The following is a 13,437-nucleotide window of genomic DNA, read 5'->3' on the forward strand; positions in this document are numbered from 1 at the left end:
AACTATGAACACGAGGTACAGTTTACATCATATTCATTCTGCGGAAGAGTTTAGCTTTTCTCCGGCAGAATACAGTTATTTTAAATATGGAGATAAATCTTATGCCGAGAAGTTTGCTAAAGAATTATTCGAAGGATTTATTAGACATTATGAAGGGCTTTTCGATGCCGATAAAGAAATCGTGATTTTACCGAGTCCTTATATGGCAATTCCCACTGCTTCAAACTTTTTATGCTTTTATTTTAAAAAGTGCCTTGATTTCTATCTTTTTCAAAAAGGAAAGAAGTCAAGTATTTTATCAAAGATCAACCGTAATCATACCTATACAACAGATTATGGAAATCTTAATTTCGAGGATCGGAAAAATCTGATTGCTAATGATACGTATTATATTGACAAGGATTTTCTAAGAGGAAAACTTTGTATTTTTATAGATGATATCAAAATTACAGGAAGCCATGAGCATACTGTAAACAAAATATTGAATGAATATGACGTACAAGCTGATTTCATATTCTTATATTATGCGGAGTTAATGAATTTTAATATTGACCCGAAAATTGAAAACTACTTCAATTACTATGCAGTAAAAAATGTAGATCACATTGTTGAAGTGATGGCGAGATCTGGTTTTCAGTTTAATACGAGAATTGTGAAATATATTTTAGGGTTGGATTCAAGTAATTTTGAGTATCTTACGTCTAAAGTAAAAAAGGAACAGATCGATAGCTTGCTTGAACTGGCAATCAGCAATAACTATCATTTAATAGAAGAATACGAAAATAACATAAATGCTTTAACACAAACAGAATTATATTATGGCTATTAACTTACAAAAAGGACAAAGAGAAAATATAAACGCACCTAAATTTACCGTAGGTTTAGGATGGGACATCAATAATACATCAACGGGAGGTTCTTTCGATTTAGATGCTTCTTTATTTTTATTGGGAGAAAATAAAAAATTGGTTTCAGATAATCACTTTATTTTTTACAACAACCTGGAATCTCCGGATAAAGCAGTAATCCATACGGGAGATAATTTGACAGGAGATGGAGATGGCGACGATGAGCAAATTAAAATTGATCTTACCAAAATCGATTCTGCTGTAAAGGAAATAACAGTGGTTGTTACCATTCACGAAGCTGAAGCAAGAAAACAAAATTTCGGACAGGTAAGAAACTCTTTTATCAGAATTTTCAATACCGATACCAACGAAGAAATTCTAAAATATGAACTGGATGAGGACTTCTCCATCGAAACGGCGGTAGAATTCGGAAGAATCTATAACAGAAACGGAGAGTGGAAGTTTGAAGCGGTAGGAAGCGGACAGAGAGAAGGGCTTGAAAAATTTGTATCACTTTATCAATAATTTATCATGGATAACGAACCCAATCAACCTATCGACCCACTTCAGTCAATTGAACCTCTTAAAACATTTGAGCCGGCACAGCCTGTTCAATCCAACCAGGGAACTCCTGGGGTTCTGGTAGACCGCGATGGAAATGTGAATTTAAGCCAGATCAAAAATGATGATCTGCAAAAATATGAAAATGCAGCGAATGCCATAGATGAAACTAATCCCGGTTCTATCGTAAATTTTGGTTCTGAACTGCAGAAGACGCTTGCAAACCAGAGTGACAGCTTTCTGAATAACGTTAGGAGGTCCAATTCTGGTGAAGTAGGAGAGCTGATCAATAATTTATTGGTTGAGCTTAATTACGTGGATGTAGATGAAATCAATGGCGGAAATAAAGCGAAAAGCTTTTTAAGCCGTTTGCCATTCATGAAAAAAGTAATTACCCAGGTTGAGAACTTATTTGCGAAGTACGATAAGATTATCAATAATATTGATCAGATCTCTTATAAAGTAAATGCAGGGATCATTACTTCTACAAAGGATAATGCAGTATTGCAAACGATCTTTGACAGCAATGTGAACTCGATTAAACAAATAGAAGATCTTGTAATTGCAGGGAATCTAAGAATGGAGAGAGCGGGAAGAGAACTTGCAGAAATGGAAGCGAATATCCAGAATTATGCTGATTATCAGATTGCAGATAAAAGAGACTTCATTAACAGGCTGGACAGAAGATTGGCTGATCTCAAAGTTGTTCGTCTGATCATGATGCAGTCCCTTCCGCAAATCAGATTGGTACAGAACAATAATGTTTCCATAGCTGAAAAAGCACAGACTATCCTTACCACAACATTGCCGGTATGGAAGAATCAGCTTTCTTTAGCTGTTGCCATGCACAGACAGCAACAGAATATTGAAATTCAGCAAAAGGTATCTTCCACTACAGAAGAAATTTTAAGGAAAAATGCAGAACGTCTGGGGCAAAACTCAAGAAACGTTGCGAAGGCAAACGAGCAGACCATTGTATCCGCTGAAACCTTGAAAGAAACAACAGCCATGTTGATCAATACCCTGAATGAAGTAAAGCAGATCCAAAAGCAAGGAACAGAAAACAGAAGAAAGCTGGATCAGGACCTGCAAACATTAGAAAGCGAACTAAAAGCAAATATCAGAGGTTAATAATACGATACACCGGTGAATGATGAAGCTGTAACCATACTGTCTCAGAGTAAAAGAAGATTAACGAAACTTAAACTTCTTGCCAACTTCTTTGAAAATGTTAATATAATATCCATTTACATTAAAACAGATATTATACATAATCTATTCAATGAAAATAAGACACTGGATTTTCAGAAGCTTGAGCTTTTTCACCTTCAGTATACGGACAGCCTGATAGAATTGTTGACCAAGATAAAGAAGAAAAAGGAAAACGATCTGCTGGCGGTTATTAATGAAATTGATATTAATAATCAATATATTTCAGCTTTTGAAGAAGGGAAAGTTGATAGTTTTGAAATAGACAGGAAAATGTACAGCGGTATATTTTCTACGCATTTGAAAAATTTGTATAAAGATCTTACAGAAGATAAATTCACCCTGAACTGGAATGATGTTTTATATTTTCATAAAAAATATGCAACGGAATTTTACAGAACGGAGGCAGATGAATCAAAACTTAAGCCTCATCCGGTTCCTTCTTACCAGTACAATGATTATTTTATTGAAAGGAAATTATTAGGTAAGCTTAATATACAAAACTTTAAAGTACGCTTTATGTGTGGTTACAGAATCGACAGAAATGAATATGAGTTATTTCGGATCTTTCAATCGGATGAACACTTTATCTTCAACATTGAAGAGAAGAGATTATACCTGATCGATGATGAGCTTGCGTACTTAAATACTGCGGAAAATGAATCGAACCAGATTGTTATTATCAACCAGCTAAAGAGGAAAAATCAGGAGCTGGAGGAATCAATCGGTGAAAGAAAACGTACACTACCTGAAGATGTAGAGTCTGTTTTAAAGGACTATCTTCGAAACTTAGAAAACGTTGATATGATGAGCAAAATATTTGATGTCAATGAAGAAACAAATATTCTGCGTGCAATGCTTAATTTGAATTTGAATAATTAGGAAGGAGGGAAAATGCAAATTTGCTGAATTGTAAAAAGGCCAAATTGCATTATTTGTAGAAACTGTAAAATAGTTACTATAAGATAAAAAGGAAGCAATTTCACAATTATTCAGTTTAACGGATTAACTTAAAAAAGAAACTACCTTCAAAAAAGGTAGGATAAAAGTAATTTTGCGATTCAGCGGTTTCGCAATTCACTAAAAAAATAATTAAACATAAAAAAATGGCTATTAACTTACAGAAAGGTCAAAGAATTAATCTTACCAAAGAAAACGGAACTACTCTTACGCAAGCCTGTGTGGGAATTAACTGGGGGGCGATTGAGAAAAAGAGCTTTTTCGGGGGAAGTAAAAAAGAAGCAGTAGACTTAGATGCGAGCTGTATTTTATATGATTCCAATAAAAATGCAACGGAAGTAATCTACTTCGGAAACCTAAAGTCTAAAAACGGATCTGTGAAGCACAGTGGGGATGATCTTACAGGAGATGTAGACGGAGATGACGGTTTGGATAATGAGGTTATTACGGTGGATTTCAATCAGCTGGATCCCGGTGTTGAGCATGTTGCTCTGGTTTTGAACAGCTACAGAGGTCAGGATTTCGGAACCATTCCGTTTGCGTCCATTCGTATTTATGAGGGAACACCGACTAATGTAAAAGAAGTTTTCGCTAAATATGATATTGCTAACGACAAATCATTCAGCGGGCATGTTGCGATGGTAATGGGAGTTTTTTACAGAAGAAACGGGGAATGGAAATTCAACGCAATCGGAGATCCTACCGCAGACAGAAAACTGGAGCAGACAATCCAGACCGTACAGCAAAAGTATTTATAAGAAAAAAATATAGCACATAGACTGATTTACAGGCGTAGTGAGCTGATTATTGTTGATTGTAAATTTATTAAACAAGACTTTTGTCAGGCTTAGTTATGCTGAAATTGGTTATATTTACGCGAATTGAAATAAATGGCAATAATTGTACTCTGTACAGCTATTGCTTTTATCGTATATAATAAACACATAGTAAAGTGGAAAAACATCAAAGTATTTTAGAACTGCATCCTGGATTGGTGTGGGGATTTGCGGTAACGGTTGTTATCATGTTGCTTCTCGATTTGGGAGTTTTCAACAAAAAAAGTCACGAGGTTTCATCTAAAGAAGCAACGATCTGGTCTGTAGTATGGATTTCATTGTCCATGATCTTTTCAGGAGTGGTATATTGGGTGTTCAATCAGGCTGATGGGCATCATCTTGCTGTAGAAAAGTTTACCCAGTACCAGGCTGCTTACTGGATAGAAAAAGCCCTTTCAGTGGATAACCTGTTTGTATTTATCCTTGTTTTCGGATTTTTTAAAGTTCCGAAATATTTACATCATAAAGTTTTGTTCTGGGGAATTATAGGCGCGTTGATTTTCAGGGCGATATTTATTTTTGCCGGAGTCGAACTGATCAATTTAACTTATTTACCTGAAATGCACATTTTTGGTGAAGCTGTTAAGATTAATATTGTAATGGCACTCTTTGGTATTTTCCTTATTTACGCTGGTATTAAATCCTGGGGTGACGGAGGCGATGATGAGGATGAAGATTTCAGTAATACTGCCGGGGCCAAGCTTATCAAGAGCTTCTGGAAAGTTGCCGATAACTATGATGGAGATAAGTTCTTTACCGTTAAAAACGGGATCAGAATGGCGACCCCACTTTTGGTTGTTGTAGGGGTAATAGAATTTACGGATGTTCTTTTCGCTGTAGACTCAATTCCTGCTATTTTTGCGATTTCAGATGATCCGTTCATTCTTTATACTTCGAATATTTTTGCAATTCTAGGACTTAGATCATTGTATTTCCTATTAGCGAATTTTATTCATATGTTCAGTAAATTACCTTACGGATTAGCTATCATCCTATCTTTCATTGGAGTTAAGATGTTAATTGCACCATGGATTCATATTTCATCACCAATCTCATTAGGGGTCGTGGGTGGAGTACTGGTGATTTCAGTTATTTTATCAATCATGTTCCCTGAAAAAGAGGACGAAGCAAAAGAAAAGCTTGAAGAAAAATAAATCATAAAGCCTTACTGAAAAGTAAGGCTTTTTTATTGAACCTAGTTTTTTTATTTCGTGTCAATTGTTTTCAAGGCTATCCATGCAACAGTTTATTGATCTTACGCCGGGTCTGTACAGATACCTTATACGCTTCATCCCGGAGTTTCTGGATTTTACCAACAGGCTGGAAAATAGTCTTGCTTTCAAAAGGATTAAAAGACAGGAGTTCATGTTCACACGATCGCTCCAGTATACCATCCTTTTTGATTAGTACTTCACCTATTTTAATAAGGGGAGCATTCTTCCATTCACGATTTAAAATATTAATGGGCTGATCCTTTAAATCACAACACAGCTGAACCAATACATCCGCTACATACTCATTGGATGAAAAGTAATTTTCAATAGCTTCACGGGTACCTGTTTTTTTTCCAAAATTCTTCTCCGGAGATTGAGGTTTTAGCTGTATTTTGATCATATATTCGCCTAATCGGTAGGCTCCGATAGAGTGAAAATCAAATGAAAGGAAGAAATTGTTACGCCGGCTGATCAACCTGAACAGATGCTTTAAAAATGAAAAGGTGAATACTGATGGGATTATTTTTATTATCTGGTAAGCAAGAGGAAATACATGGTTCCATTTTTTTATAAAAAATTGGTTTATTGAGGTAAAAAGCTTCAAAAATGTACTTACTGAGTTAACCGGGAACAAAGGGAAATTAACCAATGGATAATTGGCCAGAACATCGCCGGTTTCGTCTTTTATTTTTACTGAAAAACCATAGGCTGGTATTTCTTTTTTCGATTTTGTAATTTTCAGATGTGCATTGGAAAACCTGATGATAAGATCATATTTTTCCTTATCAAAAAAGGGTTGCAGATTATCGGGTAGATTTGTATTTACTTTGAACTCTCCCTTTAGAACCGCATATGTTGTAGCATGAGCATTTCGCGTCGCATAATCTACATCGCTGATAATGGATGACTGTTCAACAAAATCTGAAATACTTTTTTTGTTGATCGTAAGAAGTTCTTTTTCCTCCTCCGTCAGTTCATTGAATTTCTTATTATATAATATTGGGCTTGGCATTAATTTTTAAATCCAATTATAACACCAAGTTTCGAATTGCATGTTAAGATAATGTTATTTTAGTGTTTTATCTGCTTAACATTCGGTTTTCAGTGTTTTTCAGAAAGTTTATCTTTGTAAAAAATTAAATAATGGGAGTAGCAGATATGTTATTTAAACGCAAAAAAGAACTGGCAGAAAAAAATCTTAATGAGGGAAAAGCCTTCATGGAAGAAAATGCCAAAAAGGATGGTGTTGTAACGTTGCCAAGCGGATTGCAGTATGAGATCATTACAGAAGGTAATGGAGCTCAGCCTAAAGCAAAAGATACGGTAAAATGTCACTACCACGGAACCACAATCAAAGGAGAGGTTTTTGATAGCTCTGTAAAAAGAGGAACTCCGGCGTCATTTCCTTTGAACAGAGTAATATCCGGATGGACAGAAGCTCTTCAGCTAATGCCAGTAGGAAGTAAATGGAGATTATTCCTTCCTCCTAACCTGGCTTATGGTGAGGAACAGATCAGCAAAGAAATTGGCCCGAACAGTACCCTTATTTTTGAAGTTGAACTATTGGGAATTAAATAATTTACTGATTAAATAAAGCTTAAAATTTACCCGATTTCTGGGTAAATTTTTTTATTTACTTTAAATTCGTATTTTAGATTTTAAGTTGTTTAAATAGGTGATAGATTATTTTTAATAATGCATGCAATCTCCTTCAACAGCTGACTACACAAAAATAGATTGAATGAAAAAGCTGCTTTACCTTTTTGCTATTTTTAGCTTAATAACTTCATGTGTTTCCAAAAAAAATCAGGCCATAAAGCAGAATATTCTTACTTTAAAAGATAGCTACTGCAAAGCGCCGTTCCAATACAATTACAGCAAAAAGCTTCCTTCCTATAATTCTGACTCTATTCTGGCTGCGAACAAGGAGCTTAAAGGAATGTTTTCCGATCAGAGTATCCTTATCCTGAATGCTCTGGATAATCTGGACGAAGTGCATCAGATTATGGAACTTAAAAAAGATACCTCACTAAGTGCTCAGGTTAAAGTTTTACAACTTAAAACTAAAATTAACAGTAAAATTACGATTGCACTCACAGAGCTGGATGCTGTAGCGGCTGAATTTGATTGCGAAGGAGAGCGGGTGGCTCAGATTGGAAGTTATGTAGATAATCTCAATGCTTCCAGGAATAATAAACTTATTTTATATTCCATTGTGGCAGGAGCTGCGGCATCCATTGCGGGAGGAATTGTAAAAGATGAGGGATGGAGCAGTGCAATAGATATTGGTGGGGGTGCTTTGGGAGCCGGATTCGGATTGGCTACCCTGAACCCGAAGGGGAAGAAGGTAGAGTTTATCCATCAAAGAAATCTTCTCAGGGATATATGGAACGAAAGACTTGAATCTCCTAATTTTCCACCATTTATCTGGTACATGTATACCGAGAAGAAGTTTTCCAATAAAGAATCAAGTTCCATCATCCAGAGTATGAAACAGAGATGGCTTCATTATCAGTTCGATGATGATAGGAAAGCTGCAGACAGTTCGGTTATTTTTAGTGACGGAGGATTTTATCGTGCTGATGACCTGCAAAACCGTGCAGCAATGCTTAATCAGATGCAATCAGCAACAAGGACGATCAATCAGAACATCAACTATCTGCTTTTGGATTTGGATAAATTGGTACTTTAAGAAAAATTTAACTGTAATAAATTTTGTTACAATTAAAAAATGTTTTACCTTTGTCCTGTAATTAAAATGAACAATACAAGATTTGCTACGGCAGTACATATTATGACCTTATTGGCAGATAGTCCGGAGGAGTGGTTAACTTCTGAGTGGATGGCTGGGAGTATCAATATTAATCCTGTTGTTGTTCGTAAGGAGTTAGGGGTTTTAAGAAACGCTGGTCTGGTTGCAAGCAGACAAGGTAAAGAAGGAGGAAGCCAGCTTTCAAGGAATGCGAGCGAAATCCGTATTTCTGATATCTACTCAGCAGTAAAAAACACTGAAGTTCTGGGTAAAAAAAATCTAAATCCTAATCCGGCTTGTAATGTTGGAAAAGAGATTAATAATCATTTAAACACATTATTCAGCGAAACAGAAAAGTTAGTGATTCAGTTTTTAGGGGATAAAACATTACAGGAGTTTTGTGATCAATTCAATTAAAATTTTTTACCCTTAAATGTAACAAAATTTATTACAATTTAATTTAAAAATAAACATTATGAAAAAAGTAGCAGTAATTGGTGCAACAGGATTTGTAGGTTCACATGTAGTGAAAGAATTGGAAAACAGAGGTTATGAAGTAGAGGCGATCGTAAGAGATGCTTCTAAAGTAGAGCAAAATGACAAAGTAAAGGCTAAAAGTGTTGATGTAAACAATGTAGAACAGCTAGCCGAAAATTTAAAGGGAATTGATGCTGTAATCAGTACTTATAACGCCGGATGGACAAATCCGAATCTATACAATGACTTTCTTACCGGTTCTGAAAACATTGAAAAAGCAGTTGAGAAATCAGGAGTAAAAAGACTTATAGTAGTAGGAGGTGCAGGAAGTCTTTATACACCGGATCATGTACAAATTGTAGACACGCCGGATTTTCCCGAAGCATATAAACCTGGAGCTACCGCTGCCAGAGATTATTTGAATAAGATCAAAGAAAATAATACGCTTGACTGGACCTTCTTTAGCCCTGCAATTGAAATGAACCAGGCTAACGTAGGAACAAGAACAGGAAAATACAGAACTTCTTTAGAAACTCCGGTATTGAATGAAGAGGGAAGAAGTATTCTGTCAGTAGAAGATGTAGCAGTTGTTCTGGTTGATGAATTGGAACAGAACAATCATATCCGTGAACGTTTTACAGCTGCTTACTAATCAAAACAACATTTTATGATGCTGAGAAAAAAATTATTATCATTACTCGCTGTCTTAGTTTTTGTAGGGAGTGCATGGGCTGGAAACCTGAAAATAAAAGTATATAATCCGGGGGCAAAAGCTATTTTTCCGATTACCTCTACTCTTGTATACGGAGATAAAGATGCCATACTGATTGATGCACAATTCCAAAAACAATATGCGGAAGAGTTGGTAAAGGAAATAAAGGCGACAGGCAAAAATCTGAAAACCGTTTTTATTTCGCACAGCGACCCTGACTTTTATTTTGGGCTTGATGTTATTAAAAAAGCATTTCCTAACGTAAGGATCATTTCCACAGCGCAGACAGCTTACCTTATTTCGGCTTCTAAAGATGATAAGCTGGCAGTATGGAATCCTCAGTTGAAAGCGGATGCTCCCTCAGAGGTTTATGTTCCTCAGGCTGTAGACTCAATTCCCGATTTGGAAGGAAATAAAATTGAGATCAGACAGAACCCTGACGATCCTGCCCATAGTTTTCTGTGGATTCCTTCGTTAAAAACAATTGTTGGAGGTATTTCCGTTTCTGTAGATTCTCATATCTGGATGGCAGATACTCAAAACAATGAAGCTATTGATAAATGGATTGCACAGATTGACGCAATGAAGGCTTTGCAACCACAACAAGTTGTTCCGTCTCATTTTGCGAAACTAAATTTGTCTCCACAATCTCTGGACTTTGTTAAAAAGTATTTAGAAAACTATAAAAAAGCCGTTCATGAGAACAAAAGTTCAGATGCTGTAGTGAAATATATGGTGAATCAATATCCGGATCTTCCTGGAAAAGATGAGTTGGGGATGGGCGTTAAGGTATTTTTAGGAGAGATGAACTGGGATCTGAAATCGCCATATCCGGCAATCGGAAGAAAGATTGAAGTGGATTTTGGAAAAGGAAAATTTGTATTGGATTATAAAGATAATAAAACGATGTCTTTTAGTGGTACAGAAGCTTTTAAAGGTATTTCAGATACTGTTGAGTATACGGCAACTGAGATTGCAAAAAATATATTCATGGTGTATTGGCATGAACCTAAAACCGGTGAAAATGTTACCCATATTCAGGATTATAATAAAAACATAATTTATACGAATATTGCTGGAAAAAACGGATCGTTCGATCATTTTAAAGTACCGTTTAAAATCTTGAAATAAAATAATAGGTAAAAACTCGGCTGCCGTCAGGCAGCCGAGTTTTTTTAATCCAATAATTCATTTAGGTATTTGAATTAAATGACATAACGTAGCCGGCAACCTTAGCGGATTCTTGATTGATTATAATTAAAACGATAGAATCTTTGTGTGTAAAACTCTCTAAGATATAACGGATTACACAGTCTCTTTTTCAAGTATAAATTTCTAATAAAATAACAAAAACGGCTGTCAAAAGACAGCCGTTTTTATATTATAAATTCATAAATAATTTCGGATTCACCGGAGTATTGTTTTTGTGCACTTCATAATGAAGATGAGGACCTGTGGAACGTCCTGAATTTCCGGATTTGGCAATCACCTGACCTACTTTTACCTTATCGTTTACTTTTGCGATCAATTCGGATAAATGGCCGTATAAAGTTGCCAAGCCATTTCCATGGGAAACAATTACGCAATTCCCATAACCTCCCTTCTGTCCTGAGAAAATAATGGTTCCGGCTGCGGCTGCTCTTACATCAGAACCATAAGCAACAGCAATGTCCAGACCTTTATGAAATTGCATCTGATCTGCTTCGGCAGGTGGATTATTTTTTTCTGTTGGTGCTGTTTTGGAAGATGACGGATTGGCGGCTAAGGTTTTTGTAGAGGTTGATGCAGCGGATGGAGTAGCAGCATTGGTTGCTTTTGGAGTAACCATTACTTTTACCTCTCTTTTATTTCCGTAACTGTCTGTCAATTCAATGATCTTTTCAACAGGTTCGGCTTTCACTTCCAGTTTTGGAGCTGCGGCAACTGCTGGTTTAGAATCTGCAACCGCACTTGTCCTTACGGAAGCATAGACGGTCTTAAATGGAATAGGATTTTTTCTGACTCCAAAATTGGAGGAAATATATCCGTCAGTTGGCATTCCCAATGGAACCTGCATCAGTTTTTTTTGTAAATCCATTAAATATTGACTGTAACGGTTGGCTTGTTTGGCCAGATAGACAGAGTTTGAAATACTGTCTTTACTCAGAAACATCAGCTTTTCACTCGGGAGATCTTTAGACTTCAGGAATGAGTTAAGCTGTGCTACGGTTTGATCTACTAAAGTAAGATCTGTTTTCATTTTTAAGTAATCTACACTGTCTTTTTCAGTGTTTATTTTCACAAGGTTTACTTCGTATGTTTTATCATCCTTTTCGGAAGATAACTTAGCTATAAAGATGCCTTGAGCAAAAACTACCAGTAAAAGTCCTCCCAGGAGTATATTTACCTTCTTTTTGCTGCTTAGAAATTTATTCATATTTCTTCAGTTAGTATTAAAACAGTATTAGCCTGCAAATTTAATTAAAAAACAGTTTTATGAATTATTTTTAATTAAAATTTACTTATTTCTGTATTTAACGTGGATTTAAAGGTTTAATTGTGTGAAAGTGTTAATGTTTTCAAAAAATTAGGTTTTATCACGCTCCGAAAGAGTTCTTAATTTTTTGTTTTAATATCTTTGCAGTTCACATTTCAATTATGGCGAAAAAGAAAACTATTTCAGAATCTTCAAATCCGAAAAAGAATAAAAGTGAAGTTTCCGTAGGAGTGGTAGGAAGTGGAAGTTTTGCAACTGCGATTGTAAAAATGCTTGTTGAAAACTGTAAAGTAGTACATTGGTGTGTACGAAGTGAATTTGTAAAAGGAGCTATTGAGCTTCGCGGGCACAATCCTACTTATTTAACTGCAGTTAACTTTAATCTTAAAAATTTAAAACTGACAACTGATATCAATGAGCTTGTTACAGCCTGTGATATTATTGTACTGGCAACTCCTTCTATTTATCTTTCAGATACATTGGATAAGATGACCTGCGATTATAAAGATAAAATTTTTGTTTCTGCAATTAAAGGGATTATTCCTAAAGTAAACGATGTGGTTGCTCATTATCTGAGAGATGAATTTCAGATCGGATTCCGGAATCAGGCGGTAATTGCCGGACCTTGTCATGCTGAAGAAGTAGCGATGGAACGTCTTTCTTATCTTACCGTAGCCACTGTAGAGGATGAAGTTTCCGAAAAACTGTTGAATATCTTTAATTCCGATTTTATAAAAGTCCACTCAAGTAAAGATATCTTAGGAAACGAATACAGTGCAATCCTTAAAAATATTTTCGCCATTGGTGCAGGAATAGCAAGTGGCTTGGGTTATGGAGACAACTTCACGGCCGTATTTGTGTCGAATGCGATCAGAGAAATGGAAACATTCCTTGAAGCCATATATGAGGCACCGAGAGATGTTAATGAAAGTGCCTATCTGGGAGACTTATTGGTGACGGCCTATTCATTGTTTTCCAGAAACAGAAGTTTAGGGAATCTGATAGGAAAAGGATACACTGTAAAATCTGCTATCCAGTCCATGAACATGGTAGCAGAAGGATACTACGCTGCTAACTCTATTTATAAAACGGCTAAACAAAAAAATCTGAAACTTCCGATTGTTGATACCATTTATGGAATTCTGTATGAAGGTAAAAATGCAGAAAAACAGTTTAAAAAGCTGACCGCAAAATTGAACTAAAACGACTTGAAAGTTACAGGACAGAATATAAACATCAGCAATTTGCTGATGTTTTTTTATTGGAGACTATTTTTATCGGGGCACAGATCTTTGATCCAGTCCAGTGTTTATAAAAACGGAATGCAATCTGTCTTGTATCTGAAATGTATTGGTAAATAGTAAGGACTTGTTCTATTCCGAACTTACCATA

14 protein-coding genes are annotated in these 13,437 nt (G+C 35.8%); 12 read left to right on the forward strand and 2 right to left on the reverse strand.

The window, feature by feature from the left end; translation table 11 throughout:
- Positions 1-4 precede the first annotated feature (4 nt).
- The 6 genes from PFY10_17275 to PFY10_17300 all read left to right on the forward strand — a co-directional run bounded on the left by PFY10_17275 (position 5) and on the right by PFY10_17300 (position 5,568).
- Positions 5-829, forward strand: coding sequence for a hypothetical protein (locus PFY10_17275; GenBank protein ID WBV55956.1), 825 nt, complete (start codon positions 5-7; stop codon positions 827-829).
- A complete protein-coding gene (locus PFY10_17280) occupies positions 819-1,373 on the forward strand; it encodes a TerD family protein (GenBank protein ID WBV55957.1) in 555 nt (184 codons plus the stop codon). Before PFY10_17275 ends, PFY10_17280 begins: the two co-directional genes overlap by 11 nt.
- Positions 1,374-1,379: 6 nt before the next feature.
- Complete coding sequence (locus PFY10_17285; GenBank protein WBV55958.1) at positions 1,380-2,540, forward strand: toxic anion resistance protein; 1,161 nt, start codon at positions 1,380-1,382, stop codon at positions 2,538-2,540.
- 15 nt (positions 2,541-2,555) lie between these two features.
- Complete coding sequence (locus PFY10_17290; protein ID WBV55959.1) at positions 2,556-3,500, forward strand: hypothetical protein; 945 nt, start codon at positions 2,556-2,558, stop codon at positions 3,498-3,500.
- 224 nt (positions 3,501-3,724) lie between these two features.
- Complete coding sequence (locus tag PFY10_17295) at positions 3,725-4,336, forward strand: TerD family protein (protein WBV55960.1); 612 nt, start codon at positions 3,725-3,727, stop codon at positions 4,334-4,336.
- A gap of 266 nt (positions 4,337-4,602) precedes the next feature.
- Positions 4,603-5,568: a TerC/Alx family metal homeostasis membrane protein gene (locus PFY10_17300; GenBank protein ID WBV58959.1), complete on the forward strand. Its 966-nt coding sequence runs from the start codon at positions 4,603-4,605 to the stop codon at positions 5,566-5,568.
- 76 nt (positions 5,569-5,644) lie between these two features.
- Here PFY10_17300 and PFY10_17305 read toward each other — a convergent pair whose 3' ends face one another.
- Positions 5,645-6,640, reverse strand: a complete 996-nt coding sequence (locus PFY10_17305) for a catalase (GenBank protein ID WBV55961.1) — start codon at positions 6,638-6,640, stop codon at positions 5,645-5,647.
- Positions 6,641-6,771: 131 nt separating this feature from the next.
- On the opposite strand from PFY10_17305, the gene PFY10_17310 reads away from it, so the two are divergent.
- The 5 genes from PFY10_17310 to PFY10_17330 all read left to right on the forward strand — a co-directional run bounded on the left by PFY10_17310 (position 6,772) and on the right by PFY10_17330 (position 10,700).
- Positions 6,772-7,206: an FKBP-type peptidyl-prolyl cis-trans isomerase gene (locus PFY10_17310; protein ID WBV55962.1), complete on the forward strand. Its 435-nt coding sequence runs from the start codon at positions 6,772-6,774 to the stop codon at positions 7,204-7,206.
- Positions 7,207-7,369: 163 nt separating this feature from the next.
- Positions 7,370-8,320, forward strand: a complete 951-nt coding sequence (locus tag PFY10_17315) for a hypothetical protein (protein WBV55963.1) — start codon at positions 7,370-7,372, stop codon at positions 8,318-8,320.
- Positions 8,321-8,386: 66 nt separating this feature from the next.
- Positions 8,387-8,797 (forward strand): Rrf2 family transcriptional regulator, encoded by a 411-nt coding sequence (locus tag PFY10_17320; protein ID WBV55964.1) that lies wholly within the window; start codon positions 8,387-8,389, stop codon positions 8,795-8,797.
- Between the two features lie 58 nt (positions 8,798-8,855).
- Positions 8,856-9,509: an NAD(P)H-binding protein gene (locus PFY10_17325; protein ID WBV55965.1), complete on the forward strand. Its 654-nt coding sequence runs from the start codon at positions 8,856-8,858 to the stop codon at positions 9,507-9,509.
- Between the two features lie 15 nt (positions 9,510-9,524).
- Positions 9,525-10,700 (forward strand): MBL fold metallo-hydrolase, encoded by a 1,176-nt coding sequence (locus PFY10_17330; protein ID WBV55966.1) that lies wholly within the window; start codon positions 9,525-9,527, stop codon positions 10,698-10,700.
- Between the two features lie 250 nt (positions 10,701-10,950).
- Here PFY10_17330 and PFY10_17335 read toward each other — a convergent pair whose 3' ends face one another.
- Positions 10,951-11,985, reverse strand: a complete 1,035-nt coding sequence (locus tag PFY10_17335; protein ID WBV55967.1) for a peptidoglycan DD-metalloendopeptidase family protein — start codon at positions 11,983-11,985, stop codon at positions 10,951-10,953.
- A 221-nt stretch (positions 11,986-12,206) separates the two neighbouring features.
- On the opposite strand from PFY10_17335, the gene PFY10_17340 reads away from it, so the two are divergent.
- Entirely contained in the window at positions 12,207-13,247 is a 1,041-nt protein-coding gene (locus PFY10_17340; protein ID WBV55968.1) for an NAD(P)-binding domain-containing protein, read from the forward strand.
- Positions 13,248-13,437: the final 190 nt, after the last annotated feature.

The organism is Chryseobacterium daecheongense (assembly GCA_027920525.1).
Classification (GTDB): Bacteria; Bacteroidota; Bacteroidia; order Flavobacteriales; family Weeksellaceae; genus Chryseobacterium; species Chryseobacterium proteolyticum.

Coding starts and splice junctions, on each gene's coding strand:
- PFY10_17275 (WBV55956.1), top strand. CDS start 5: ATGAACACGAGGTACAGTTTACATCATATTCATTCTGCGGAAGAGTTT.
- PFY10_17280 (WBV55957.1), top strand. CDS start 819: ATGGCTATTAACTTACAAAAAGGACAAAGAGAAAATATAAACGCACCT.
- PFY10_17285 (WBV55958.1), top strand. CDS start 1,380: ATGGATAACGAACCCAATCAACCTATCGACCCACTTCAGTCAATTGAA.
- PFY10_17295 (WBV55960.1), top strand. CDS start 3,725: ATGGCTATTAACTTACAGAAAGGTCAAAGAATTAATCTTACCAAAGAA.
- PFY10_17300 (WBV58959.1), top strand. CDS start 4,603: ATGTTGCTTCTCGATTTGGGAGTTTTCAACAAAAAAAGTCACGAGGTT.
- PFY10_17305 (WBV55961.1), bottom strand. CDS start 6,640: ATGCCAAGCCCAATATTATATAATAAGAAATTCAATGAACTGACGGAG.
- PFY10_17310 (WBV55962.1), top strand. CDS start 6,772: ATGGGAGTAGCAGATATGTTATTTAAACGCAAAAAAGAACTGGCAGAA.
- PFY10_17315 (WBV55963.1), top strand. CDS start 7,370: ATGAAAAAGCTGCTTTACCTTTTTGCTATTTTTAGCTTAATAACTTCA.
- PFY10_17320 (WBV55964.1), top strand. CDS start 8,387: ATGAACAATACAAGATTTGCTACGGCAGTACATATTATGACCTTATTG.
- PFY10_17325 (WBV55965.1), top strand. CDS start 8,856: ATGAAAAAAGTAGCAGTAATTGGTGCAACAGGATTTGTAGGTTCACAT.
- PFY10_17330 (WBV55966.1), top strand. CDS start 9,525: ATGATGCTGAGAAAAAAATTATTATCATTACTCGCTGTCTTAGTTTTT.
- PFY10_17335 (WBV55967.1), bottom strand. CDS start 11,985: ATGAATAAATTTCTAAGCAGCAAAAAGAAGGTAAATATACTCCTGGGA.
- PFY10_17340 (WBV55968.1), top strand. CDS start 12,207: ATGGCGAAAAAGAAAACTATTTCAGAATCTTCAAATCCGAAAAAGAAT.